The sequence below is a fragment of the Streptomyces sp. VNUA24 genome, assembly GCF_029167005.1.
GTDB lineage: Bacteria > Actinomycetota > Actinomycetes > Streptomycetales > Streptomycetaceae > Streptomyces > Streptomyces scabiei.
In genome coordinates this window covers 8,770,170-8,793,453 of sequence record NZ_CP119143.1, presented here as the reverse complement: position 1 = coordinate 8,793,453, position 23,284 = coordinate 8,770,170, and the positions used below count along the sequence as shown (strand labels likewise).

The 23,284-nt window shown below is 72.5% G+C and carries 18 protein-coding genes; 6 read left to right on the top strand and 12 right to left on the bottom strand.

Translation table 11 applies throughout. The annotated features are described in order from the left end of the window. The first annotated feature begins 130 nt into the window (after nucleotides 1-130). Nucleotides 131-265, top strand: a complete 135-nt coding sequence (locus tag PYR72_RS37755; protein ID WP_275459465.1) for a hypothetical protein — start codon at nucleotides 131-133, stop codon at nucleotides 263-265. 101 nt (nucleotides 266-366) lie between these two features. On the opposite strand, the gene PYR72_RS37750 is transcribed toward PYR72_RS37755, so the two are convergent. From PYR72_RS37750 to PYR72_RS37740, 3 genes are all read right to left on the bottom strand, one after another. Beyond that, a complete protein-coding gene (locus tag PYR72_RS37750) occupies nucleotides 367-1,131 on the bottom strand; it encodes a dienelactone hydrolase family protein (protein ID WP_275459464.1) in 765 nt (254 codons plus the stop codon). Between the two features lie 373 nt (nucleotides 1,132-1,504). Further along, complete coding sequence (locus PYR72_RS37745; protein WP_275459463.1) at nucleotides 1,505-2,374, bottom strand: alpha/beta fold hydrolase; 870 nt, start codon at nucleotides 2,372-2,374, stop codon at nucleotides 1,505-1,507. A 173-nt stretch (nucleotides 2,375-2,547) separates the two neighbouring features. Then, nucleotides 2,548-2,994 (bottom strand): MarR family winged helix-turn-helix transcriptional regulator, encoded by a 447-nt coding sequence (locus PYR72_RS37740; RefSeq protein ID WP_275459462.1) that lies wholly within the window; start codon nucleotides 2,992-2,994, stop codon nucleotides 2,548-2,550. Between the two features lie 107 nt (nucleotides 2,995-3,101). On the opposite strand from PYR72_RS37740, the gene PYR72_RS37735 reads away from it, so the two are divergent. Beyond that, nucleotides 3,102-3,476, top strand: coding sequence for a cupin domain-containing protein (locus tag PYR72_RS37735; RefSeq protein ID WP_275459461.1), 375 nt, complete (start codon nucleotides 3,102-3,104; stop codon nucleotides 3,474-3,476). A gap of 17 nt (nucleotides 3,477-3,493) precedes the next feature. On the opposite strand, the gene PYR72_RS37730 is transcribed toward PYR72_RS37735, so the two are convergent. Together PYR72_RS37730 and PYR72_RS37725 are read right to left on the bottom strand one after the other, a co-directional pair. Next, nucleotides 3,494-4,462 carry a hypothetical protein gene (locus PYR72_RS37730; protein ID WP_275459460.1) on the bottom strand — a complete coding sequence of 323 codons (969 nt, stop codon included), beginning with the start codon at nucleotides 4,460-4,462 and terminating at the stop codon, nucleotides 3,494-3,496. Then, nucleotides 4,459-7,950: a DNA polymerase III subunit alpha gene (locus PYR72_RS37725; protein WP_275459459.1), complete on the bottom strand. Its 3,492-nt coding sequence runs from the start codon at nucleotides 7,948-7,950 to the stop codon at nucleotides 4,459-4,461. Before PYR72_RS37725 ends, PYR72_RS37730 begins: the two co-directional genes overlap by 4 nt. A gap of 185 nt (nucleotides 7,951-8,135) precedes the next feature. Here PYR72_RS37725 and PYR72_RS37720 point away from each other — a divergent pair, with 185 nt between their 5' ends. Continuing rightward, nucleotides 8,136-9,194, top strand: coding sequence for a DUF3533 domain-containing protein (locus PYR72_RS37720; RefSeq protein WP_275459458.1), 1,059 nt, complete (start codon nucleotides 8,136-8,138; stop codon nucleotides 9,192-9,194). A 43-nt stretch (nucleotides 9,195-9,237) separates the two neighbouring features. Here PYR72_RS37720 and PYR72_RS37715 read toward each other — a convergent pair whose 3' ends face one another. The 5 genes from PYR72_RS37715 to PYR72_RS37695 all read right to left on the bottom strand — a co-directional run bounded on the left by PYR72_RS37715 (nucleotide 9,238) and on the right by PYR72_RS37695 (nucleotide 16,720). Then, nucleotides 9,238-10,317 carry a S1 family peptidase gene (locus PYR72_RS37715; RefSeq protein WP_275459457.1) on the bottom strand — a complete coding sequence of 360 codons (1,080 nt, stop codon included), beginning with the start codon at nucleotides 10,315-10,317 and terminating at the stop codon, nucleotides 9,238-9,240. A gap of 664 nt (nucleotides 10,318-10,981) precedes the next feature. Next, a complete protein-coding gene (locus tag PYR72_RS37710; RefSeq protein ID WP_275459456.1) occupies nucleotides 10,982-11,884 on the bottom strand; it encodes a S1 family peptidase in 903 nt (300 codons plus the stop codon). A gap of 409 nt (nucleotides 11,885-12,293) precedes the next feature. Beyond that, nucleotides 12,294-13,256 (bottom strand): LLM class flavin-dependent oxidoreductase, encoded by a 963-nt coding sequence (locus PYR72_RS37705; RefSeq protein ID WP_275459455.1) that lies wholly within the window; start codon nucleotides 13,254-13,256, stop codon nucleotides 12,294-12,296. 55 nt (nucleotides 13,257-13,311) lie between these two features. Then, nucleotides 13,312-15,123 carry an FAD/NAD(P)-binding protein gene (locus tag PYR72_RS37700; RefSeq protein WP_275459454.1) on the bottom strand — a complete coding sequence of 604 codons (1,812 nt, stop codon included), beginning with the start codon at nucleotides 15,121-15,123 and terminating at the stop codon, nucleotides 13,312-13,314. Between the two features lie 382 nt (nucleotides 15,124-15,505). Next, nucleotides 15,506-16,720, bottom strand: a complete 1,215-nt coding sequence (locus tag PYR72_RS37695) for a DUF5685 family protein (protein WP_275459453.1) — start codon at nucleotides 16,718-16,720, stop codon at nucleotides 15,506-15,508. Nucleotides 16,721-17,023: 303 nt separating this feature from the next. On the opposite strand from PYR72_RS37695, the gene PYR72_RS37690 reads away from it, so the two are divergent. Then, nucleotides 17,024-17,467, top strand: a complete 444-nt coding sequence (locus PYR72_RS37690; RefSeq protein ID WP_059082129.1) for a cell division protein SepF — start codon at nucleotides 17,024-17,026, stop codon at nucleotides 17,465-17,467. 61 nt (nucleotides 17,468-17,528) lie between these two features. Here PYR72_RS37690 and PYR72_RS37685 read toward each other — a convergent pair whose 3' ends face one another. After that, on the bottom strand, nucleotides 17,529-18,719 hold the full coding sequence (locus tag PYR72_RS37685; protein WP_275459452.1) for an acyl-CoA dehydrogenase family protein: 1,191 nt from the start codon (nucleotides 18,717-18,719) through the stop codon (nucleotides 17,529-17,531). A gap of 101 nt (nucleotides 18,720-18,820) precedes the next feature. Then, nucleotides 18,821-20,431 carry an MFS transporter gene (locus tag PYR72_RS37680; RefSeq protein ID WP_275459451.1) on the bottom strand — a complete coding sequence of 537 codons (1,611 nt, stop codon included), beginning with the start codon at nucleotides 20,429-20,431 and terminating at the stop codon, nucleotides 18,821-18,823. A 349-nt stretch (nucleotides 20,432-20,780) separates the two neighbouring features. Here PYR72_RS37680 and PYR72_RS37675 point away from each other — a divergent pair, with 349 nt between their 5' ends. Continuing rightward, nucleotides 20,781-21,974: a glycosyltransferase family 39 protein gene (locus tag PYR72_RS37675; RefSeq protein ID WP_275459450.1), complete on the top strand. Its 1,194-nt coding sequence runs from the start codon at nucleotides 20,781-20,783 to the stop codon at nucleotides 21,972-21,974. Between the two features lie 239 nt (nucleotides 21,975-22,213). Beyond that, a complete protein-coding gene (locus PYR72_RS37670) occupies nucleotides 22,214-23,242 on the top strand; it encodes a phosphatase PAP2 family protein (RefSeq protein WP_275459449.1) in 1,029 nt (342 codons plus the stop codon). Nucleotides 23,243-23,284 lie beyond the last annotated feature (42 nt).

Below are 23,284 nucleotides of genomic sequence, written 5' to 3'. Positions count from 1 at the left end.
GAGTGACACCTGCCACTGACAGTCCCGATGGTGACAGCCGCCACTGACACAGCACGAACGATGAGTAACGCTCCCGGAAAGGGTCTACCTCCGTGAAAAAGCGGAACCCGGTAGACGCAAGGAGGCAGCCATGCGCCGTACGACCGTGCAGAAGCCCCTGAGGAAGTCCACCTCCCGCCGGGTGCGGGACGAGGCCGAGGAACGTCCCGTCGAGCGCGGGGAAGTCCGCAAGGACATCGCGCGCACCTGGTGGCCGGACGGCTGACCGCCCGTCGCTGCCCCCGCACCACCTCTCCGCGTCACCGCGGACCGGGTCGGTGCCCTCGGCCGGACCGAGGGCACCTTCGCGTGCGGCCCGGGTCCGGGTCAGGCCCGCTTCAGGTTGCGGTCCAGCAGGTCCAGCAGCGCGGTCCAGTGGCGTGCCGTCGCCTCGGCGTCGTAGGCGGCGGTGTCGGCCTGGGTGTAGCCGTGCGAGGCACCCGTGTAGACCTCGGTGCGGTGGCGGACCCCCGCCTCGGTGAGCGCCTTGTCGAGCAGAGCGATCTGCTCCGGCGGCAGGGACGGGTCCTCGTCGGCGTGGCCGAGGTACACCTCGGCGGTGATCCGGGCCACCGCCAGGTGCGGGCTGTCGGGCGCGTCGGTGGCCAGACCCCCGCCGTGGAAGCCGGCCGCGGCGGCGACCCGTTCCGGGAAGGCACCGGCGGTGTGCAGGGCGAGCCGGGTGCCCATGCAGTACCCCGTGATCCCGACGGGCCCGACGGCGGCCCGCGGACTGCCGGCCAGCGTGTCCAGGTAGGCCGGCGCGTCGCGCAGCGCGAGCTCGGGGGTCAGTGCCTGCATGGCCGGGAGGATCTGCCCCCATATCTCCGGCCGTGCCGCCGGGTCGATGAACTCGGGCAGGTCGAACACCGGGGTCCGCCCCGACCGGTAGAAGACGTTCGGCACGAGGACCGTGTACCCGGCACCGGCCAGCCGGTCGGCCATTCCCCGCAGATGGGGCCGCAGCCCGAACGCGTCCATGTAGAACAGGACCGCCGGATGCGCGGCGTCGTCGTCGGGGTGGACCAGGTAGGCGTCGGCCGTGCCGTCCTCGGTGGTGATGTCCACGGTGGTTCCGCGTACGGCGGTCATGGGCGCTCCTCATTCCTCTGGGCGACTGGTCCTCGACCGGTCATCAACCGACGCGAGCGACCGCATTGTTCCGCGCGGAGGTAAGAGAAGGATCACCGGCCGGACCGAACCCCCTTTCCTGAGCCCTCGGTTAGCCCATCCTTAACGCCACCATAAAGATCGGCCGCACCCGCCCCGAACAGGCGATTCCACGGTTTCCCGGGGCTAGTTTGCTGATCGTCCCCGACGCCCGGGACCGGTCCCGGAGCCGACTTCGGAGCCGGTTCCAAGGCCGCGCGAACCTCCGGGGCCTGTCGGGCGGCTCAGGCCGGACAGGCCCCGGCAGCACGCGTACGCACCGCGGGGCGGCCCCGGCGGTGCGTACGCACACGTGTCAGCCGGCGACCGAGAGGCAGGTCGTCGGGGTGGCGTGGGCCGGGTCGAGGGCGTTGACGACCTCGTGGAACGCGATGCGGTCGAGGAGTCCGATCGCCGCGTGCTCGGAGAGGTCGAGCGCGCAGAGGTCCTGGATGACGATGTTGCGCACGTTCGGTCCGCTGAGGAACTGGGACCGGTAGGGGGTGACCACCTCGTCGTACTTGGTGGCGAGGACCGTGTACGTGACGCCGGGGACGGTGTCGCCGCCCGCGTTGAGCTTGGTCAGGAACGGGGAGCCGACCACCTGGTCGGCGAGGGCCGGGGTCGCGCCGGACAACAGGTCGCCGGCGCCGGGGAAGTACTGAAGAAGTCCGGTGAGGCCGTTCAGGGTGGTGCCGTGGTTGGAGGGGGCGATGCCGACGAGGGCGTTCACCTCCGCGGCTCCGCCGAGGAACTTGAGGTAGTAGCGGGGCATCATGCCGCCCTGCGAGTGACCGACGAGGTCGGCCTCGGCGGCGCCGGTGGCGGCGAGCACACGGTCGACGAAGGCGTCGAGCTGTTCCGCCGACTTCTCGATCGGGCCGAGGCCGTTGAAGAAGGCGACGCCGGGGAGTTGGCCATAGTCGAGGGAGTAGACGCAGTAGCCCCGGTTCACGAGGTACGGCGCGAGGCCCAGCCAGTTGTCGACGGAGTTCGCGAACGTTCCGTGGACGAGGACCACGGGGCGGGGGTGGGCGCTGGAGGGTTTGCAGGAGTAGTCGTTCCAGCCACGGCCGGGTGCGGCGGCCGTGTCGGCGGCCCGGGCGGCGGTGGCGGGGACGACGGTGGCCGCGGCGGCCAGGCACAGGGCGGCCAGCGGTCTGATCAGGCGCTTCCAGGGCAGCATCGAGTGATCTCCTTGCGGCTCAAGGGATGTGCGACGGCGTACGCCCTGTGATCCGGATCACGAGGATGCTGTTCTTCTTCGCCAAGTTACGGGCGAGTAGAAAAAGTGGGAAGTTACGCGTCAGTAAAAACTTCAAGTGAAGGTCGGGAACACTGACACGTGACGCGGGATCGTCACCAGGCGGGCCTGATCGGACCGTACGGCGCGATCCGCGCCAGCCGGTCGCGCAACGCCCGCACCTCACCCTCCCCGCCGAGCGATTCGGCCCACTCCGCGACGACCTCGGCCGCCGCCTCCTCCGCCGCGCGGGTGCAGGCCCACCCGTGCCCGGTCAGCACGACCAGGCGGGCCCGCGCGTCGGCGGGGTGCGGCCGCCGCTCGACGTACCCCTTGCGCACCAGCTCCTCGACGAGCTGACTGGCCGCCTGCTTGGTCACCCCGAGATGGGCGGCGAGGTCGGTGACCGTCGCCCCGTCCGGGGCGAGCCGGGCGAACGCGAAGCCGTACGAGGGCCGCGCCTGGAAGCCGCGGGCGGCGACCCTCTCGTCGATGCGGCGCGTCAGGTCGCCGGCGGCGGCGAGCAGGGCGGCGGTCAGAGCCAGGGCCTCGGAGTTCTGCACGCCTGCATTGAAACACCCTTGACCCATTGGTCAAGCTGCTTGACCATATGGACGGATGGTCAAGCAGCTTGACCATCCAGTCACCTTCCATGCCCCAGGAGGCCCCTATGCCTGTCGTCCGTCCGTCCGAAGCCGTCACCCACGAGATCCACGGCGCCCGTTTCGTCTCGTACGCCACCCCGCGCACCGGCAGCCGGGAACTGGCCGCCTGGCGGGGCGAGATCCCACCGGGGACCAAGGCGCCCGCGCACACCGTCACCAGGGAGGAGATCCTGCATCTGCTCAGCGGCGAGTTGGTGGTCACCCTGGACGGCCGCACCGAACGGGTCGCGGCCGGTGACACCCTGATCGTCAACGCGGGGGCCACCCTCACCGTCGAGAACCCGGCCGCGGAGACCGCCGTCACCTGGGTCGCCACCTCCCTCGGCCTGGAGGCGGAGCTGGCCGACGGCACCCGGATCGTGCCCCCGTGGGCCAACTGACCGCCGCACGAAGGCGGTTACGCGGCCAGCGTGCCCGGCATCACCGCATGGGGACCGAACTTCGCCCGGGCCCGGTCGGCGACCTCCTCGATACGGCGGACCTTCTCGTCGACGGGGTCGAAGGCGAGCTGGTGGGAGGCCCGGTCGGCGGGGGTGAGGCCCTCGGCGCGCAGGGCGATCGCGCGGACACGGGCCCGCTGCAGGCCGAGCGCGTCGTACAGGGCGTAGGCCGTCGAGGTCAGCGCCGGGGAGTGCGCGGTCGGCTCCTTCAGGGTGCGGGTGCGGGTGGTCGAGGACCGGTCGGCGTAGCGGACGGTGAGGGTCAGGGTGCGGCAGACCTTCTCCAGGGCGCGCAGCCGGGAGCCCAGTTCCACGGCGCCGGCGAGCAGGGCGCGGCGGTGCCGGTCCGGGTTCAACTCGTCGCGGGAGAAGGTCTGTTCGGTCGCGAGTGAGCTTGCGACGGCGTTCGGTACGACCCGGCCCCGGTCGACGCCGTTGGCCTTCTCGTGCAGGTCGCGGCCGGTCCTCGCCCCGACCAGGCGCTGGAGCGTGGACAGGGGGGCGTGGGCGACGGCGCCGAGGGTCTCCAGGCCGTACTCGCCCAGGGTGCGGGCGGTCGCGGTGCCGACGCCGGGCAGTGCGGCGACGGGCAGTTCGGCGAGGAAGTCCACGACGAGGTCCTCGGGCACCGCGCACGGCGACCCGGGCGCCGCCGCACCCAGCGCCAGCCGTGCGGTCAGCGGCCCTGGTCCGGCGCCGATCAGGCAGTCGACGCCGTACAGCGCGAGGGCGCGGACCCGGATCAGCCGGGCCAGCTCCCCGGCGTCCCGGCCGAAGTACCGTTCGGCGCCCCGCAGATCGGCCAGTGCCCCGTCCGGCGGCAGCGCCTGGACGACCGGGGTGAAGTCCTCGACCACACCGAGGAGACCGGGCAGCGCGGCCTCGTACTTCGGCGGCAGCTGGAAACGTACACAGAGGATGGTCATCCCGCACTCCCTGGACTCTGGTGCCACAACTTCCGTATCCGAGAAGGACCTTGCGAGGGCTCTTCGCCCGCGGGCCGCAGATCGGCCCATGGATTCAGCTGATAGCCGGTGGACATGCGGATCCGCCGGCCGGGGTCACCGCGCCGGCCGCCGCCCGAGGCCGCGTCCTCGGAGGCGTCACCGGTGTCCACGGGTTCCGCCAGCCGGGGGGCCACCGCGTCGAGGCCGCCCTCGCGCCGCAGTTCCACCAGCTCGGCGAGGTTCCAGGCGGCGGCGCCCACCACGCTGAGGCTGCGCGGGCCGCGCCGCTGCACCACCCCGCGCACCAGCAGCAGCCAGGAGTGGAAGACGGTGTGGGCGCAGGCGTCGTGGGAGTCGTCGAAGAAGGCGAGGTCGACCAGGCCGGTGCCGTCGTCGAGGGTGGTGAAGACGACCCGTTTGCCCGAGCGGATCGGCGGGGTCTGGGTCGCCGCCTTGGCGCCCGCGACCAGGACCGTCTCCCCGTGCCGTGTCTCGCGCAGCCGCCGCGCCGACACCACGCCCAGCTCGTCGAGGAACGCCCGGTGGTCGTCCATCAGATTGCGGGAGACATCCATCGACAGCACGCCCAGCTCGGCGCTGAGCCGCTCGGCGGAGGACAGGTCCGGCAGCCCGGCGGGGGCGGTCCTGCGACCGCCGGACAGCGGCAGTTGCCCGCCGCCCGCACCCCGGGCGCCCCGGTGCAGCTCGGTCAGGTGCAGTTGCAGATCACGCCGGTTGGCCCCGAAGGCGTCCAACGCGCCGACCTGGGCCAGCCGCTGGGCGAGCGGCCGGCTCGGCCGCGCCCGCTCCCAGAAGTCCAGCAGCGAGGCGTACGGCTGCCGGTCCGCGATCCGCGCCGCCTCGGCCTCACTGATCCCGTGCACATCGGAGAGCGCGAGCCGCAGCCCCCACACCGCAGGGGAATAAGACACCAGTTCGATACGATGGGCGACCGCCGACCGGTTCACGTCCAGCGGCAGCACCGGCACCCCCCGCCGCCGCGCGTCCGCGAGCAGCAGCCGCTTCGGGTACATCCCGGGGTCGTGCGTGAGCAACCCCGCGTAGAACGCCGCCGGATGGTGCGTCTTCAGCCACGCCGACTGGTACGTCGGCACCGCGAACGCCACCGCGTGCGCCTTGCAGAAGCCGTACGACCCGAAGGCCTCGACGATCTCCCAGGTCCGCCCGATCGTCTCGGCGTCGTACCCCTTCGCGGCGGCGTGCTGCGCGAACCAGACCCGGATCCGCCCCTGCGACTCCGGGTCGGACAGCCCGCGCCGCACCCGGTCCGCCTCGTCCCGGCCGCAGCCGGTCATGAGGTGCACGATGTCGATGATCTGCTCGTGGAAGACGACCACGCCGTACGTCTCCCGCAGCGGCTCCGCCAGATCCTCGTGCGGGTAGCGGACCGGCGCCCGCCCGTGCCGGGCCGCGATGAACGGCCGCACCATGTCGGCGGCGACCGGACCGGGCCGGAAGAGGGAGATGTCGACCACGAGGTCGTGGAACGTGGCCGGCTGGAGCCGCCCCACCAGATCCCGCTGCCCCGGCGACTCGATCTGGAAGCAGCCCAGCGTCTCGGTGGAGCGGATGAGTTCGTACGTCGCCGGGTCGCCCTCCCCCCGTTCGAAGTCGAGCGCGTCCAGGTCGACCCGCTCCCCCGTGGCCCGCGCCACCTCCGCCACCGCGTGCGCCATCGCCGACTGCATCCGCACGCCCAGCACGTCGAGCTTGAGCAGCCCGAGATCCTCCACGTCGTCCTTGTCGAACTGGGACATGGGCAGCCCCTCGCCGCTGGTCGGCATCACCGGCGTACGGCTCAGCAGGGACGCGTCGGACAGGAGCACCCCGCACGGATGCATGGCGACTCCGCGCGGGAGGGCGTCGAGGGCCTCGACCAGCTCCCACAGCCGGCCGTACCGCTGCTTCTCCCCCGCCAACTGCCGCAGCTCGGGCAGCTCGTCGAGTGCCGCCCGCGCGTCGCGGGCCCGGATGTGCGGGAAGGACTTGGCGATCCGGTCGATGTCGGCGGGGTCCAGGGAGAGGGCCGCGCCCACGTCGCGGACGGCGTGGCGGACGCGGTACGTCTCCGGCATCGCGACGGTCGCGACCCGCTCGGTGCCGAAGCGGCCGATGATCGCGCGGTAGACCTCCAGGCGGCGCGCGGACTCCACGTCGATGTCGATGTCGGGCAGCGCGACCCGTCGTCTGGACAGGAACCGCTCCATCAGCAGGCCGTGCTCGACGGGGTCGGCGTGCGCGATGTCCAGGAGGTGGTTCACCAGGGAACCCGCGCCCGAGCCGCGCGCGGCGACCCGGATGCCCATCCTCCGTACGTCGTCGACGACCTGGGCGACCGTCAGGAAGTAGGAGGCGAAGCCGTGGTGGGCGATCACGTCCAGCTCCTGGTGCATCCGCTCCCAGTAGGCGCGCCGGGCGCCGTAGCCGTGCCGCACCATCCCGGCCGCGGCCCGTGAGGCGAGCGCCCGCTGGGCGGTGCGGCGGCCCGCGCCGACGAGGCGCGGCTCGGGGAAGTGGACGGTGCCGAGGCCGAGGTCGTCCTCCGGGTCGACCAGGCACTCGGCGGCCGTGGCCCGGGTCTGCTCCAGCAGCCGGTGCGCGGTGTCGCGGCGGAACCCGGCGGCCTCGACGACCCGCTCGGCGACGCCCAGCATGGCGTCGGCCCCCTTGAGCCATGCCTCGCCGGAGTCCAGCTCGCCCCGGGGGTCGACGGGGACGAGCCGCCGGGCCGCGTCCAGGACGTCGGCGACCGGCCCCATGCCGGGGTCGGCGTACCGGACGGCGTTGCTGAGCACGGGCCGTACGCGCTGCTCGGCGGCGAATCCGACGGTCCGGGCGGCCAGCCGCAGCGAACCGGGGCCGGTGCCCTCGCGGCCGTGCCACACCGCCTCCAGCCGCAGCGCGTCGCCGTACCTCTCCCGCCAGGGCACCAGGAGCTTCGCGGCACGGTCGGGGCGCCCGGCGGCCAGCGCGCGCCCCACGTCGGAGGCGGGACCCAGCAGCACGGTCAGGCCCTCGGCGGCCGACTCCGACCAGGGCAGCAGCGGCGGGACCTCGCTGCCGCCGCCCGGGCGGCTGTCCGCATGCGCCGCCGAAACGATTCTGCATAGCTCGGCCCAGCCGGTCGCACCCTCGCGCGCGAGGAACGTCACCCGGGGAGCCGACTCGTCGAGGAAGGCGCCCCCGCGCACGGGCGCGCGCCGCCGCGCACGGCGTACGGCGGCCTCGGGCACCTCCACCGCCAGCTCCGCCCCGAACAGCGGACGGATCCCGGCCCCGGCACACGCCTTGGCGAACCGGACGGCCCCCGCGAGGGTGTCCCGGTCGGTCAGCGCGAGGGCGTCCATGCCCCGCTCGGCGGCACGCTCGGCCAGCCGCTCCGGATGCGAGGCCCCGTGACGCAACGAGAAACCGGAGGCGGTGCGCAGATGCGTGAACCCCGGCACACACACCTCCCGCACTCGATCCACCACTCGACCGGCCACCCGCCCGGTCCCCGTCAGCCACTCGGCTCGAACATCAGTTCACTACCCCCTCGTCTCCACCATAGACCACTTTTCGAACTTCTGTACGACAACCATTCGGCCCCGCCCCACCTGCGCAAACACCGCCCGCGCCAGACCGTGGGGACATGACACAGACGGCCGGCCCCGCCCCCAGATCCTTCGTCGAGGAGCTCAAGGACGGGATCACCCCGCGGGCCACCCTGCTCGTCGTCGGGGTCCTCGCCCTGCAGCTGCTCTTCATCGCCTCGTACGTGGGAGCGCTGCACAACCCGAAGCTCAGGGACGTGCCGTTCGGCGTGGTCGCGCCGCGGGCCGCGGCGGCCGAGCAGGCGGTGGACCGGCTGGAGCAGCTGCCGGGCGAGCCGCTGGACCCGCGCACGGTGAGCGACCGGGCGGCGGCACGCCAACGGATCCTGGACCGGGAGATCGACGGCGCCCTGCTGATCGACCCGGCCGGGACCACCGACACCCTGCTGGTCGCCTCCGGGGGCGGCCGCTCCCTCGCCACCGCGCTGGCCACGCTCGTCACCGCGCTGGAGCGGTCCGAGGGCCGCACCCTGCGCACGGTGGACGTGGCCCCGGCCGATACCGGGGACGCCAACGGGCTCACGTCCTTCTACCTGGTCGTGGGCTGGTGCGTGGGTGGCTATCTGTGCGCGTCGGCGCTGGCGATGAGCGCCGGGGCGCGGCCCACCAACATCCGGCGCGGCATCATCCGGCTGGCCGCCCTGGCCATGTTCGCGATCGTCGGCGGACTCGGCGGCGCCGTCATCGCCGGGCCGGTCCTGACCGCCCTGCCGGGCAGCGTGGCGGCGCTGTGGGGGCTGGGGGCACTGATCGTCTTCGCGGTGGGCGCGGCCACGCTGGCCCTCCAGTGCGTCTTCGGGATCGCGGGCATCGGCGTGGCCGTCCTGCTGGTGGTGATCGCGGGCAACCCGAGCGCCGGCGGCGCGCTGCCGCCGCCGCTGCTGCCACCGTTCTGGGCGGCGATCGGCCCGGCACTGCCCCCGGGCGCGGGCGTCTGGGTGGCCCGCTCGATCGCCTACTTCGAGGGCAACGACACCACCGGCGCGCTGCTGGTGCTCTCCGCCTGGGCAGTGGCGGGGGCCGCCATCACCGTGGCGATGGCGGCCCTGAGAAGAAGACCGGCGGATCCGCCGGCAGCCGATCGGCCGGTCGGCTGACTGAGCAACTGACCGACCGGCTGACCGACCGACTGACCGGCTGTCAGCCGATCTGTGTGCCGGTGGCCGACAGCGCCTCGGTGACGGGCTGGAAGAAGGTCTCGCCGCCCGAGGTGCAGTCGCCGCTGCCGCCGGAGGTGAGGCCGACGGCCTTGTCGCCGGAGAAGAGCGAGCCGCCGCTGTCGCCGGGCTCGGCGCAGACGTCGGTCTGGACGAGGCCGTTGACGATGTCGCCGTTGCCGTAGTTCACGGTGGCGTCGAGACCGGTGACCGTGCCGCTGTGGACCTGGGTCGTCGAGCCGCTGCGGGTGACCTTCATCCCGACGGTGGCCTCGGCGGCCCCGGAGATGGCCTGCGCGGAGCCGTCGTAGAGGTTGACCTCGCTCGGGTGGTCGACGTCCGCGGTGTACTTGACCAGGCCGTAGTCGTCGCCCGGGAAGCTGGAGTCCGCGTTCTCGCCGATGACCCGCCCGCCGGCCGACCAGGTGGAGATGCCCTCGGTGCAGTGACCGGCCGTCAGGAAGAACGGCTCGCCGCCCTTGACCACGTTGAAGCCGAGGGAGCAGCGGCCGGTGCCACCGGTGATGGCGTCGCCGCCCGCCACGAAGGGCTTGTACTCACCCGCGGTGCGCTTGAGTTCGGCCTTGGTGCCGAGGCCGTCCACGACCTCGGTGAGTCTCGCCAGCTCGGCCTTGGAGACGGTGCGGTCCGCGGTGACGACGACCTTGTTGGTGGTCGGGTCGGTGGCCCAGGCGGTGCCGGGGATGGTGGCGTCCGCCTTCAGGGTGGTCCGGGCGCTCTTCAGCTCGGCGAGGGAGTTCTCCACGACGCGGGCCTTGGCGCCGGCCGCCTCGACCGTCTCGGCGGCGGCCTCGTCGAGCACGTTCACCACGAGGAGCTTGCTCTTCGCGTCGTAGTACGTTCCCGCCGCGTCGGCGCCGAGGTCCGTGCCGAGCGTCCGGGCGAGCTTTCCGGCCGCCAGGACGGAGAGCGCTTTCGGCTCGGCGGTCGGTGTGGTCTCGCTCGCGTTCGCAGTCTGGAAGGTCACTCCCGCGGCGACCAGTGCGGCGATGCCGGCACCCGTCACGACGGCACGGCGCCTGGATATGCGTCGGTGCTTCAACTCGCGTCCTCCTGTGGGGGGTTGACCGAAAGGGGCGTGGGGGCCCGGATCGGCCGGAGTTCATGCGGGCAAGGAGGCGGTGAACGAACGAAAACGCCGCGTCCATGCCAACTGTGCGGCGCCCACTATTCCTAGGCGCACAGGGGGCACACAAGGTCGACTTCCGGCCCCCCGCGCCACGAGGGCGCACGCCCCCTATGTCATTACCGTCCGGTAACGCACCGCCCCGCCCCCAGGGAAATTCACACTGCAAACACAGGAAGCAACGACCTCCTTCGCACCGAGCGAGGTCTAGTCCTGTCTTGAAACAGCCCCTCCGAAGGCCGAACTCGACGACACACAACGGCCCGCGGGGCCGTCGCCCCCAGGGCACGGGGGCAGGGGCGCGGCCCCGCCCTTTCAGGGGCGCGGGGAACCGCCCGAGAAGCCCCACCGGCCCGCAGCCGCCCGCACGCGCGCCGCCCGCACGCCCGCACGCGTGCCGCCCACCCGTTCGCACGCGCGCCGCCCGCATCCCGAAGGTGACTCCGCCGCACGAAACGAGGACGAGCCCCCGCACACATGGTGTGCGGGGGCTCGCCCGTGATGGCCGGCTGCCGCCGGGTGGGGGGTCCGGCGCCGGGGGGAAGAGCGCCGGTTCCGTTCGGCCTGGATCCCGTTCGGCCTAGTAGACGCTGACCCCGTACGCGCTCAGGGCCTCGGTGACCGGCTGGAAGAAGGTCGTGCCACCGGAGGTGCAGTTGCCACTGCCGCCGGAGGTCAGACCGTACGCCACGCCGTTGCTGCCGTAGAGCGGACCGCCGGAGTCGCCGGGCTCGGCGCAGACCGTGGTCTGGATCATGCCGTAGACGATGTCGCCGCCACCGTAGTTCACGGTCGCGTTGAGGGCGGTCACCCGTCCGGTACGGGTACCGGTGGTGGAGCCGGTACGGATGACATTGGTGCCCACGCTCGGGGTGGCCGCGCTGGTGATGTCGACGCTGCCCGCGGTGCCGTCCTTGGCGATGGACGTGTTGCTGTAGCGCACGAGACCGTAGTCGTTGGTCGGGAAGCTCGACCCGGCGGTCGACCCGAGGACCGTGGTGCGGCCGGAGTTGGAGTACCAGGTGCCCGCACCGTCGGTGCAGTGACCGGCCGTCACGAAGTAGTAGGTGCTCCCGCTGCGGACGTTGAAGCCGAGGGAGCAGCGCCAGCTACTCGCATAGATGGCGTCGCCGCCCTTGATCAACTTGTTGAACTTGCCAGGTGTCCGCTTGATCGTCAGGGCGCCGGCGTTCTCGCCCGCCGCCTCCTTGATCTTCGCCAGCTCGCCCTGGGAGACGGTGCTGTCGATGGTGACGACGACCTTGTCCGTGGCCGGGTCGATCGCCCAGGCGGTACCCGGGATGTCAGCCTTGAGCACCGATGAGCTGGCACTCTTCAGCTCGGACGCGCTGAACGTCTGGGTGCCTGCCGCACTGGCGGTGGGGACCGTGACGGCGGCGGCGGCAACGAGTCCGGTGGCCACGGCGATCAGCCGGGTACGTCTCGTTATGCCGCTGCGGGGGGTGGTGCGCTTGATCCTCACTGTTCGTTCCCTCCAAAGGGAAGTCGGGGGCCCGCGTGGGGTCGGGGCCCGTGAGGCGCAGATCAGGGAGACGGTCCGGATTCCGGACACGCCGTGTCCCTGACAAGGCGCTGGGGGGAAGTATTCGGCCGTACCGCCGACCCACGCAAGGGTGCCTTTCGGCCTCTCGGAAGCCCAACCGGCGCGCCCTCCACTCCAGTTGAGTCCGTCAGGCCATATGTGCGGGTTATGTGCAGATCCTCATCGGCTCCCGGCGGGGCCGGATGACGGGTCGTCGGAGCAGGCCGCAGGGCCCGGGAGCGTCGAGCACCACTATCGTCGGCCGCGGCGCGGGACACCCTCCGGGGCGCCCGGTCGGAGTACGCGGGTCCACCGCCCGGGGGTGTCCGGAAGTCATCCGTTGGGCCGTTCAGCCCTTCGCCGCCCCCGTCGCCCTCGTCGCCCCGCCTCCGGCCGCTCTCTCCCTGACGCCGTACGGGTCGACGGGCCGGGCGAGGCCCAGGTGCTCGCGGAGCGTGCTGCCCGGGTAGAAGGTCCGGAACAGGCCACGGTGCTGAAGGAGCGCCACCGTCCCGTTGACGAGCCGTTCCAGGTCCCGGCGCGGCTCGACGGGGACGAGATGGAAGCCGTCGACGGCCCCGGCCCGGTGCCAGGCGGCGACCAGCTCGGCGAGATCGACGGGCCCGCCCCGGTACAGCGGACCGTCGGCGGTCTGCCGCGGCCCTCCCCCGCCGTGCCCCGGCTCGGCCGCGTGCTCGCCGCCGCCGAGATCCACTCCGAGACTCGCCAGAACCCGCAGTTCACCGGGGTCCCGCCCGAACCGGACCGCCGTGTCCCGCAGTTCCTCCCGTACGGCGTCGGCGCGGGCCGGATCGGCGACCCGCAGCAGGGCCACGTCCGCGTGACGGGCGGCGGTGTCACGGCTCTCCCCGTCGGTCGCGTCGACGACCCGTACGGGGTGGCCCTGCGGCGACCGGGGCACGACCGAGGGCCACGCGACGGAAGCCACGACGCCCTCAAGACCTCCAGGGCCCTCAAGACCCCCCGGACCGGGCACCCCGGTCCACCATCCGGCCCGGCCCCGGCTGACCCAGTCGAGCGTCGCCACGGCGTCCGGTGCCCGCGACGGGTCGGCGCACGCCGTCGCGACGGCCGGCACCAGTCCGATCCGGCCCGTCTCCGGCGCCACCCGCGCCAGCACCGCGGACGCGTCCGGCCCTGCCCGCCCGCCCACGTCCTTCAGCGTCACGAAATCCAGCACGCCCCGCTCCGCGAGCCGGGCGAGTTCCACGAACGCGCCCGCGTCCCGCCCCGGACGCTGATCCATGGCAGCGGCCAGGTGCAGCCGCCCCCGACCGTACGACGACCCCATACCGACCGACCCCTCTTTCGTTGCTCCGCCGTCCCGCCCGACACCCCCGGCCTCCTCACGCGGCCGCGCGGCACTCCAGGTCGCGCAGGAACGCGAGGACGGCCCGGGCCGTGGCGTCGTTCTGCCGGAAGGCGGGTCCGCCCGTCCGCGGGCGGGTGAAGGCCCCCGGTGTACGGCTGTTCGTGTAGGGCCCGAGCGCGAAGCGCCGGGGGTGGGGGCGTCCGGCCCGGTCCAGCACACGTCCGTCCGCGGGGTCGACGGCGACCAGCCCCTCCGCCGTCTCGACGATCCCCCCGTCGTCGTACAGCTCGCGCAGCAGCCCGTCGCGGACCCGCGCCACCGTCGGCTCCGGCAGCCGTGCCTCGACCAGGGCCCGTGCCTCGACCGAGGCCCCGGGCACGGTGGGGCTGGACGCCCGGAACACCCCGCCCTCGGCGGTCACGGCCATGTCCGCGCCGACGAAGTTCAGGACGCCGGCCCGCGACAGGGCGAGCAGCTGCCGCAGCCGGGGGCCCGGCGGTCCGGAGGCGAGGAAGCTGAAGAACCCGTGCCACCAGGTCCCGACGTCGCCGAGCCGGATCAGCTGCCCGTAGACAGACAGCAGCCCGAAGAAGACACCCAGGTCGGCGCTGAAGGAGTCGTCGTGGCGGCGTGCCAGGTCGGCCTCGACATGACCGCGCAGCCCGACCTGGAACTCCTCGTGCGAGGCGTACCGCACGCCCTGCAAGGGGCGGTCCAGCGCGGCCAGGTCCAGCCGGTCGGCGGGGTCCGGCACCGCCGACGCCACCAGCACCGCACGCTCGCCCGCGTCCGCCGCCGCGTACTTCTCCTCGAAGTCCGCCCAGGCCATGGCCGTCCGTCCGGGATGGGCCGTGAACAGCCGGTGGTAGTGCGCGAACCCCAGCTCCTTCTCGACCAGCGGCCACACATCGCTGCGGAAGTCGAACCCGGCCGCCCGCGCCAGCAGTTGGTCGACCTCGGCCGGTCCGAAGAACCTCGGCAGGGGCGGCCGTTCCCCGTCCAGGTCGTACCCGATCTTCGAGTGGTACGGCACCCCGCGCCGCGACCCGACGTACAGCACGGGCTCCCGTCCCGAGGGGCGGTACGTCAACTCCCCCTCCCCGTCGGCCTCGTACCGTCCGCCGCGCCCCTCCGTCAGCAGCACCAGCAGGTCGACGAAGGCGAGCCCGAAGCCCCGCACGAGCACGGGTTCCCCGGGGACCAGCGGTGACAGGTCGCTGTCGGCGGTGAAGTCCGGGGGCATGTGGACCAGCCCGTGCGTGCGGGCGTATTCCGCCAGTTCCCGCTGCTCGTCGTCGAGTTCGGCGTCCAGATGGCCGAGCGCGAGGATGACGAGGTCCGCGGGCAGCGGGCGCGGACGGCCTTCCAGCCACACCTGCTGACGGCCTTCGGCCGGTCCGCTCACCCGGACGGCCCGCCGCGGATGATGGTGGACCACGACCCCCTCGGGAAGGTCGGCGACGGCGTTCTCGTGCACCCAGCGCAGATACTCGCCCTGGATGCGCCGGTCGGGAAAGAGCCGCCCGTCGAGCCCCGCCCACTCGTGCAGCGTGGGCCCCTCCCGGACGGGCCCGTCCATCCGCACCGTCTCGTCGGTGAACATGGTGACGTCCTCGGCCTGCGAGTTCATCCACAGCAGCGGCGACTGGTCCGCCCGCCAGATACGCCCGGCCCCCGGCGGATGCGGGTCGACGAGATGGATGTCGAAGCCCGCGCCGGCGTACAGCGCACCGGCGTTGGCGGCGATCCGCTCGATCAGTCCGGTGGCGCGCGGTCCGGCCCCGACGATCACCAGGGACGGGCGCGAGGAGGGCAGGGCGGAGTGGGAGGAAGAGGCAGACGGCATGCGAAAGGCTCCGTGAGTCCGAGTCGAACACGGGTGCCTTCACACGGGCGCGTCCGACGGGACGGACGCGGGCGACCGAGCCCCTCAGCAGCGGTCTGCGCCGAGAGTACGGCTGTCTTTCCCCTCGCTGTCAAGGTTGTCCGAACTGTGAGCGTCACATCTCAGGTCGGTTGACTCGCTTTCGGATGCCTGTTCCACTTGCTCCATGCATCCGCAGCAGTGGCTGGTCAAGCGCTCCCACATCGACCTCGGTCGCGTGTGGTCCTCCTCCTGTTGAGCTGAGCCGACCCCACCGCGCGCCCCGATTCCCGAGGGGCGCCGTTCGTGTTCTCTCCCTTGGCCTTCACACGCGCACCCCCTCCCCTCGCGTTCCCTTTTCTTCTCAGCAGTCGCAACCGCAGCACTCGCACGCATCGCAGCAGTCACAGTCGCAGTCCCGGCAGCAGCCCTCGCGCCGCTTCCGGGACCAGGGCCCCTCGTACTCCTTCGCACAGCACAACCGGCAGGTGCAGCACAGCAGGGTGAACATCCCGCACCCCGCCCAGAATCCCCGACGCCGCGGCGGCGGACCGAAGCCGCCGCCCCCGCCACCACCACCGCCGCCGCCGCCGCCGCCGAAGGGATTCCCCGTGCCGCCGGCGTACGGATTCCCACCGGCCCCGGCAGAGAGGTCGCCGGCACCGCCCGCGTACGGATTCCCCGGCCCCGGCACTCCGCCGTGCGGATGGCTCGCACACACCGGCACCGTCCCGAACGCCCGGTCCACCGACCTGCGCACCTCGTGCACCAGCAGCAGATGGGCGAGCCCGCCGTCGACGAAGTCGGCCTCGCGCAGGGCGAGCCGGATGCCGTGCAGGGCGTCGTCGGCGAGCCGCCGGGCCTCGGCGAGCGAGGTCCCCGTGGCGGTCAGCGGGTTCCAGGCTCCGGCGGCGGCGTCTGCGGCCCGGTCCTCCACCGCGTCCAGCAGATGGGCGAGGCGCCCGAAGAGGCGTCCGGCCTCGGCGAGCGGTGCGGCGTTGCCCGGCCGTCCGGCCAGGACCGCGGTGTGCGCGAAGGCCGCCGCCGTGGCCGTCTCGGTGGGTTCGGTGACCGCGAGCAGCGGGGTGCCCGGCCCGGCCAGCGCCTCGACTCCGGTCTGCCGGTCGACCGCGTCGACCAGCACGGCCGTGTCGAACCCGATGTCCGATCCCGTACGCGCCCCCGCGCGCCCCCAGTTCGTCGCGATCCGGCGCGCGGCGCGCGCCACCGGCTTGCGCGCGAGCATTCCGTCCCCGTCGGTGACGTGGTCACGGACCTTGGCGGAGGCGAGCACCAGCGAGACGGCGGCAGCGAGCCGCGCGCCCTCGCCGTGTGCGACGGAGGCGGTGCGCATCCCGCGCAGCGGGCAGGGCCCCGCGGTGCGCCGCCCGGCGGCGGCGCTCCCGGTCTGAGCCTCCGTCAGAATCGAGACCAGCAGACCGTCATAATTGGTGACGACCCGGGCGAACTGCCCATGGTCGGTGCGCAAGGCGAGGCAGAGACCGCACAGATGCGCCATCCACTGGGCGCGCAGTCCTTCGCCGAGGCGATGACCGCAGGGCCTCACGATTCCGAACACGACACTCCCCCGTGTCTCGCGCTGTCGCCGCGGGCTCGTCGGCGTCGCGGCATCGTAGCCGCCGGAACGTTCACCCGGACGGCCCCCGACTCACCCAAACGCCATGAACAATATTATTTCACTCCCTGTCAGCAGGTGTGTACAGCGGAGCCCTTGGGGCACATGGACTCTCGACGAATTCGTTCTGCACCAGTACCGTCACGAAACCCCCGTGCGGCGTCTATCCACTTGGCGAGACATCCGCATCATGGACGACGATAGGGATGCGGAAAGCACGAAAGACCGCTGCGAGAGGAGGCGTCCATGGGATCGGTGCGCAAGGCGAGTGCCTGGCTTGGCCTCGTCGACGACAACGATGACGAGCGTTACTACGACGACGACTACGCCGATGAGCGGGAGGCCGGCTCCGGCGAGGCATGGGTCACCGACCCTCGCGTCAAGGTGGCGTCCGAGTCGGCGCAGGACCACGGCCGCCGGATCGGCACGGTCACGCCGGACAGCTTCCGTGACGCCCGGCACATCGGCGAGCTCTTCCGGGACGGCGTCCCGGTCATCATGAACCTCACGAACATGGACGCCGCCGACGCCAAGCGTGTCGTCGACTTCGCGGCCGGCCTGATCTTCGGTCTGCGCGGCTCGATCGAGCGGGTGTCCAACCGCGTGTTCCTGCTGACCCCGGCCGACACGGAGATCGTCAGCGGCGAGGTCGCGAGCCGTCCGGTCGACGGCTTCTTCAACCAGAGCTGAGGCAGGGCCGCTCGTCGGCCCTGCCTTTCCCCTGCCTTTCGGTGCCCGGTTCAACCGTCGCTCACCGGAAGGCGTCGAGACCGGTGAGCGCCTTGCCCAGCACCAGTTGGTGCATCTCGACGGTGCCCTCGTAGGTGAGCACGGACTCCAGGTTCGTCGCGTGCCGCATCACCGGGTACTCCAGGGAGATCCCGTTCGCGCCGAGAATCGTCCGGGCGGTACGGCAGATCTCGATCGCCTCCCGCACGTTGTTCAGCTTGCCGAAGCTGATCTGCTCGGGCCGCAGCCGTCCCGCGTCCATCCGCCGCCCCAGATGGTGGGCGAGCAGAATCCCCTTGTGCAACTCGACCGCCATGTCGGCGAGTTTGGCCTGGGTGAGCTGGAATCCGCCGATCGGCTTCCCGAACTGCTCTCTGGTCCTCGCGTAGGCGACGGCCGACTCGAAACTGGCCCGCGCGGCGCCCATCGAGCCCCACACGATTCCGTAACGGGCGTGCGAGAGACAACTCAGCGGGCCTTTCAGTCCCTTGACCTCCGGCAGTACGGCGTCCGCGGGCAACCGCACGTCGTCCAGCACGAGTTCACTGGTGACGGAGGCGCGCAGGGACCACTTGTGCTTGATCTCCGGCGCGGAGAACCCGGGCGTGTCCGTGGGGACGACGAACCCCCGTACACCGTCCTCCGTCTGCGCCCACACCACGGCGACCCCGGCGACGGACCCGTTCGTGATCCACATCTTCCGGCCGTTCAGGATCCAGTCGCCGCCGTCCCGCTTGGCGTACGTGCGCATCGACGCCGGGTCGGACCCGTGGTCGGGCTCGGTGAGCCCGAAGCAGCCGATGACCTCACCGGCGGCCATGCGCGGCAGCCACGTCCGCTTCTGCTCCTCGCTGCCGAAGCGGTGGACGGCGTACATCGCGAGCGACCCCTGCACGGAGACCAGCGACCGGATGCCCGAGTCCGCCGCCTCCAGTTCCAGGCAGGCCAGCCCGTACTGCACGGCGCTGGCTCCCGCGCACCCGTAGCCCTCCAGCGACATCCCCAGTGCCCCGATGGCGCCCAGCTCCCGGGCCAGCTCCCGGATGCCGGGCAGCTCCCCCCGCTCGTACCAGTCGGCCACGTGCGGCAGGACCCGGTCGGCCGCCCAGCTGCGCACGGTGTCCCGCACGGCGAGGTCCTCGGGGTCCAGCAGTTCGTCGAGGCCGAGGAAATCGGCGGGGTCGAAGGACGGCGACTTCGCGGGCGCGGCCATGGGACAACCTCCGGCTCGTAAAACTAGCGATGCTCAGCACCCTACTCATGCTCCGCCGCCCCGGCCGTGCCGACCGGTCGCACCGACGGTTCGGGGGCGCCTCAGTGGAGCGATTCCGCGCGCACGGACGGCGCGGTCTTGGCCTCCCGCGGCCCCGGCAGGTCCGCGGCGGACCCGCACTCCATCCCCCGGGGCAGTCTCAGCGCCATCACCGCGCCGAGCACCAGCAGTGCCGCGCTCACCAGCAGCGTCACGTGCAGCCCGTGGACGAAGGAGTCCCGGGCGGCGTGCCGCAGTGCCTCTCCCGCGGGGCCGCCCAGCCGGTCCGCGACCTCGTACGCCTCGCCGAGCGAGTGCCCGGCGGCGGCGGAGGCCGACGCCGGCACCCCCGGCACGGAAGCCAGCCCCGGCGCGTACGCCGCGTTCATCACGCTCCCGAGGAGCGCGATCCCGATGCCGGCGCCCAGTTGGTACGAGGTCTCGCCGATCGCCGCCGCCCCGCCCGCCGAGGACGCCGGGGCCTCGCTCAGCATCGACTCGTACGCGCCGAAGAGGGTCGTCTCCAGGCCGAAGCCCAGCAGCACGAACCCGGTCAGCAGGAGTCCCGCGTTGTCGTGGCGTCCCATGGCCGTCAGCAGGACGACGGCGAAGGCGGTGAGGCAGAAGCCGAGGCCGACCATGCGGCGCGGCCCGAAGCGGTGCAGCAGGGCGGAGCCGACGAGTCCGGCGGCCATCGCGGCGACGGTCAGCGGCAGCAGGCGCAGCCCGGTCTCCAGCGGGGACAGCCCGAGGACGAGTTGCAGGTACTGGGCGGCGATCAGTTCGAGGCCCACCAGGGCGAGCATCGCGAGGACGATGCAGCCGACCGAGGTGCTGAACGCGGGCCGCGCGAACATCCGCAGGTCGACCAGGGGATGCGTGCGGCGCCGCTGCCGTCGTACGAACGCGGCCAGCAGTCCGCCGCCGCCGAGGAGGGCGAGCGCGGTGCCCGGGTCGAACGGAGGGTGCCCGCCGCCGAGCCGCTTGACCGCGAGGACGACACCGAAGAGACCGGCGGCCGCCATCAGGGCGCCGACCACGTCCCAGGGGCCGTCGCGGTCGCCCGTCGACTCGGGCAGCAGCAGCCGTCCGATCGGCAGACTCACCAGCATCAGCGGGATGTTGACCAGGAAGACCGAGCCCCACCAGAAGTGCTCCAGCAGGAACCCGCCGAGCAGCGGTCCCACGGCCGCGCCGACGGCGGCGACCGCGCTCCAGACGCCGATGGCGAGCGCCCGTTCGCGCCGGTCGGGGAAGACCTGGCGCAGGATCGACAGCGTGGCGGGCATGATCATCGCGCCGCCGACACCGAGCAGGGCGCGGGCCGCGATCAGGACCTGCGGGTTGTCGGCGAAGGCCGCGAGTCCGGAGGCGACGCCGAAGAGGGAGTATCCGAGGAGCAGGATGCGTCTGCGGCCGACCCGGTCGCCGAGCGTGCCGAAGAGGATCAGCAGCGAGGCGCAGACCAGCGGGTAGACGTCGACGATCCAGAGCAGCTCCATGCCGCTCGGCCTGATGTCCTCGGTGACGGCGGGGACCGCCACGTGCAGCACGGTGGCGTCGACGGCGACGAGCAGCAGGCTGACGCAGAGGACGACGAGGACGACCCAGCGGTGGGCACCGGCCCCGGTGCCCGGACGGCGTCGTGCGGCGGCCGTGGGCGTCCCGGACATGTACGTACCTCCCAGAATGCTCTCGCGTTCGGCGGAACCACGGGGCGGGGACTCCCCTGCGGCCACGGCCCGGGAGGGGCGGCGTCCCGGACCCGCGCAACGAAAGGCGAGCGAGCCGACAGCGTACGCGAGTCCGGGCGGGCGCAGCGTGGCGGGTGTCTCATGGACGTCTCGTGCGTGGTGTGGCGTGCGCCACGCACCGGGCCGTCCATCAGGCCGCCCACCGGTCCTCCACGGCTCCTTCGTCACTCGTCCGTGGGTCGTCCGCGGGGCGTCCGCCCCCGTCCGTTCCGGATCCACCACGCGGCCACGTCCCGGCCGGTTCCCGGCTCCGCCGATAATCGAGCGCGTGACCGACCTTGCCACGCGCCCGGCGCCGCCTTCCCTGCGGCGGGCCGCCCCCGCGCTCCTCGGGTACGCCGCCGTGCGCGCCCTGGGCCTCGTCGCCCTCGCCGGGTGGAGCGCGGCGCGCGACAAGAGCGCCCTGACCCTGCTGTCGGCCCGCTGGGACTCGCTCTGGTACACCCGCGTGGCCGAACTCGGCTACGGCTACGAGGTGCGGCTGCCGAACGGCGACGTCCACTCGAACCTGGCGTTCTTCCCCCTGCTCCCCTGGCTAGAGCGGGCGGTGTCGGCGGTGAGCCCGCTCTCCCCCGCGCACGCCGGCCTCGCCGTCGCCACGCTCGCCTCGCTGGCCGCGGCCTGGGGGATCTTCGCGGTCGCCGACCATGTGTACGGCAGACGGGCCGGGGTCTGCGCCGTGCTGCTGTGGGCCGTGCTGCCGGTGGGGATCGTGCAGTCGATGGCGTACACGGAGTCGCTGTTCACCGCGCTGGCCGCCTGGTCGCTGTACGCCGTCCTGACCGGCCGCTGGGTGACGGCGGGCGCGCTGGCGGCCCTGGCCGGGCTGACCCGCCCGGTGGGCCTCGCGGTGGTCGCGGCGCTCTGGGCGGCCGCGATCGGATCGTACGTACGGGAACGGCGGCCCGCGTCCCCTCCCCCGTCCGAACGGAACCGGAGCGCGGAGGCGCCGAACGGCGCTCGCCCCTGGTCACGCGCCCTCGGCATGTTCCTCGCACCTCTGGGGGCCCTCGGCTACGTCCTGTGGGTCGGCCGGCGCACGGGCGGGGGCCCGCTCGGCTATCTCGACGTCCAGGCCGGCTGGCGCAACGGCTTCGACGGCGGCTACGCCTTCGCGCGTTTCGTCACCGGCAAGTTCACGTCGTTCCCGTCGGCCCTGGCGGGCGTCGGGCTGATCGTCGCAGTGGCGCTGGTCATCTGGCTGTACGTCGTGTGCGTACGGCAGGGGCAGCCGCTGCCGTTGCTGGTCTACGCGGGGGTCGTCACCGCGCTGGCGCTGTGCGCGTCGAGCTACTTCGGCTCCAAGCCCCGGCTGCTGATGCCGGCCTTCCCCCTGCTGCTGCCGCTCGCCCGGGCGCTCGCCCGGACCCGTGTGCCCAGGTCGGCGGCGATCGTCGGGGCGGCCGGGGTGGTGTCGGCGCTCTACGGGGCGTTCTGGCTGAACGGCTCGGGTCCGCCCTGACCGGCCGGTGACGGACCGCGAGCGAACGGGTAATTCCACGCAAGCATTCGGTGAACGAATTCAAAAGGGCCGCAAAACGGCCGCTCAGTATTCGGTCATGGAATTGAAGGCCAACCGGCGCGACGATTCGCCATTCAGTAGAAATAAACATCAATATGAGAGGAATCCCACATCACGGCGTCATCACAAAGCCGGTGATTCGCGTCGCGTCGCAGCTCACTCGCTGTAACGTCGATTGAGTGCGTACCGAACCAAAGCCGACCCGTCTGGACCGGGTCTTCTCCAGGCTGGACCGTGAGCCGGAACGACCGGCTCACATCGACGTGCCGGTGATGACCCGCCACCGGGTGGTCCTCTTCGCCTCCACCCTGGCCTTCTACGTGGCCATCGTGTGGGCCGTCGTGATCACCTCGTGGCTGGTCCGCCTCGACTGGCAGATCATGTTCTTCCGGCCGTACCAGCAGTGGCAGCAGATCCACGCCTTCCTGGACTACTACGTCGTCCTGGGCCAGCGCGGCCCCACCGCCGTGATGGTCGCCGCCTGGCTGGGCTGGCGCTCCTGGAGACAGCACACCCTGCGCCCGCTGCTGGCGCTCGGGGTCTCGTTGCTGCTGCTGAACATCACGGTCGGCGCCGCCAAGCTCGGCATGGGCCGGCTCGGCCCGCACTACGCCACCGAGATCGGGTCCAACGAGATGTGGCTCGGCGGCGACATATTTCCTTCGGGCCACACCGCCAACGCCGTGGTGACCTGGGGCATCCTGGCCTATCTGGCGTCGACGCCGAGGGCCCGGCGCTGGCTCTCCGCGCTGTCCGCCGTGATCTCGCTCGGGGTGGGCCTCACCACGGTCTACCTCGGGACGCACTGGCTGAGCGACGTCCTGCTGGGCTGGGCCGCCGGCCTGCTGATCATGCTGGCGCTGCCCTGGTTCGAGCCGCTGATCGCCCGCGCCGAGGCCAGGATCCTCTCGCTGCGCGACGCCTTGCGCGACCGTCGCACGCGCCCCGTCCCGGCACCGGCACCGGCACCGGTCGCCGCGGGAACGGCCGTGGCGCGCGGGCCCGTCGAGGAGCCCGCGGGCCTGCGGGAGACCGGCATCGCGGCCCGCACCGCACATCCGTCGATCGTGCCGCTGCATCTGTCCACCGGACCGCATCTGACCAGGTCGGAGAGGGCCCCGGTCACCCCGGCCGGCTCCCGTCGGCCGCCCCACGCCGACCGGGTCGCGCACAACGCGGCCCCGGCCCGGCCGGTCGCGGGCGGCTGACACGAGACAGCGGGGCCGGTACGCACAGCCCATGCCCCGCAC

What these genes read in the sequence shown, in the direction of transcription:
- PYR72_RS37755 (WP_275459465.1), top strand. Translation starts at nt 131, where the DNA reads ATGCGCCGTACGACCGTGCAGAAGCCCCTGAGGAAGTCCACCTCCCGC.
- PYR72_RS37750 (WP_275459464.1), bottom strand. Translation starts at nt 1,131, where the DNA reads ATGACCGCCGTACGCGGAACCACCGTGGACATCACCACCGAGGACGGC.
- PYR72_RS37745 (WP_275459463.1), bottom strand. Translation starts at nt 2,374, where the DNA reads ATGCTGCCCTGGAAGCGCCTGATCAGACCGCTGGCCGCCCTGTGCCTG.
- PYR72_RS37735 (WP_275459461.1), top strand. Translation starts at nt 3,102, where the DNA reads ATGCCTGTCGTCCGTCCGTCCGAAGCCGTCACCCACGAGATCCACGGC.
- PYR72_RS37730 (WP_275459460.1), bottom strand. Translation starts at nt 4,462, where the DNA reads ATGACCATCCTCTGTGTACGTTTCCAGCTGCCGCCGAAGTACGAGGCC.
- PYR72_RS37720 (WP_275459458.1), top strand. Translation starts at nt 8,136, where the DNA reads ATGACACAGACGGCCGGCCCCGCCCCCAGATCCTTCGTCGAGGAGCTC.
- PYR72_RS37705 (WP_275459455.1), bottom strand. Translation starts at nt 13,256, where the DNA reads ATGGGGTCGTCGTACGGTCGGGGGCGGCTGCACCTGGCCGCTGCCATG.
- PYR72_RS37700 (WP_275459454.1), bottom strand. Translation starts at nt 15,123, where the DNA reads ATGCCGTCTGCCTCTTCCTCCCACTCCGCCCTGCCCTCCTCGCGCCCG.
- PYR72_RS37690 (WP_059082129.1), top strand. Translation starts at nt 17,024, where the DNA reads ATGGGATCGGTGCGCAAGGCGAGTGCCTGGCTTGGCCTCGTCGACGAC.
- PYR72_RS37685 (WP_275459452.1), bottom strand. Translation starts at nt 18,719, where the DNA reads ATGGCCGCGCCCGCGAAGTCGCCGTCCTTCGACCCCGCCGATTTCCTC.
- PYR72_RS37680 (WP_275459451.1), bottom strand. Translation starts at nt 20,431, where the DNA reads ATGTCCGGGACGCCCACGGCCGCCGCACGACGCCGTCCGGGCACCGGG.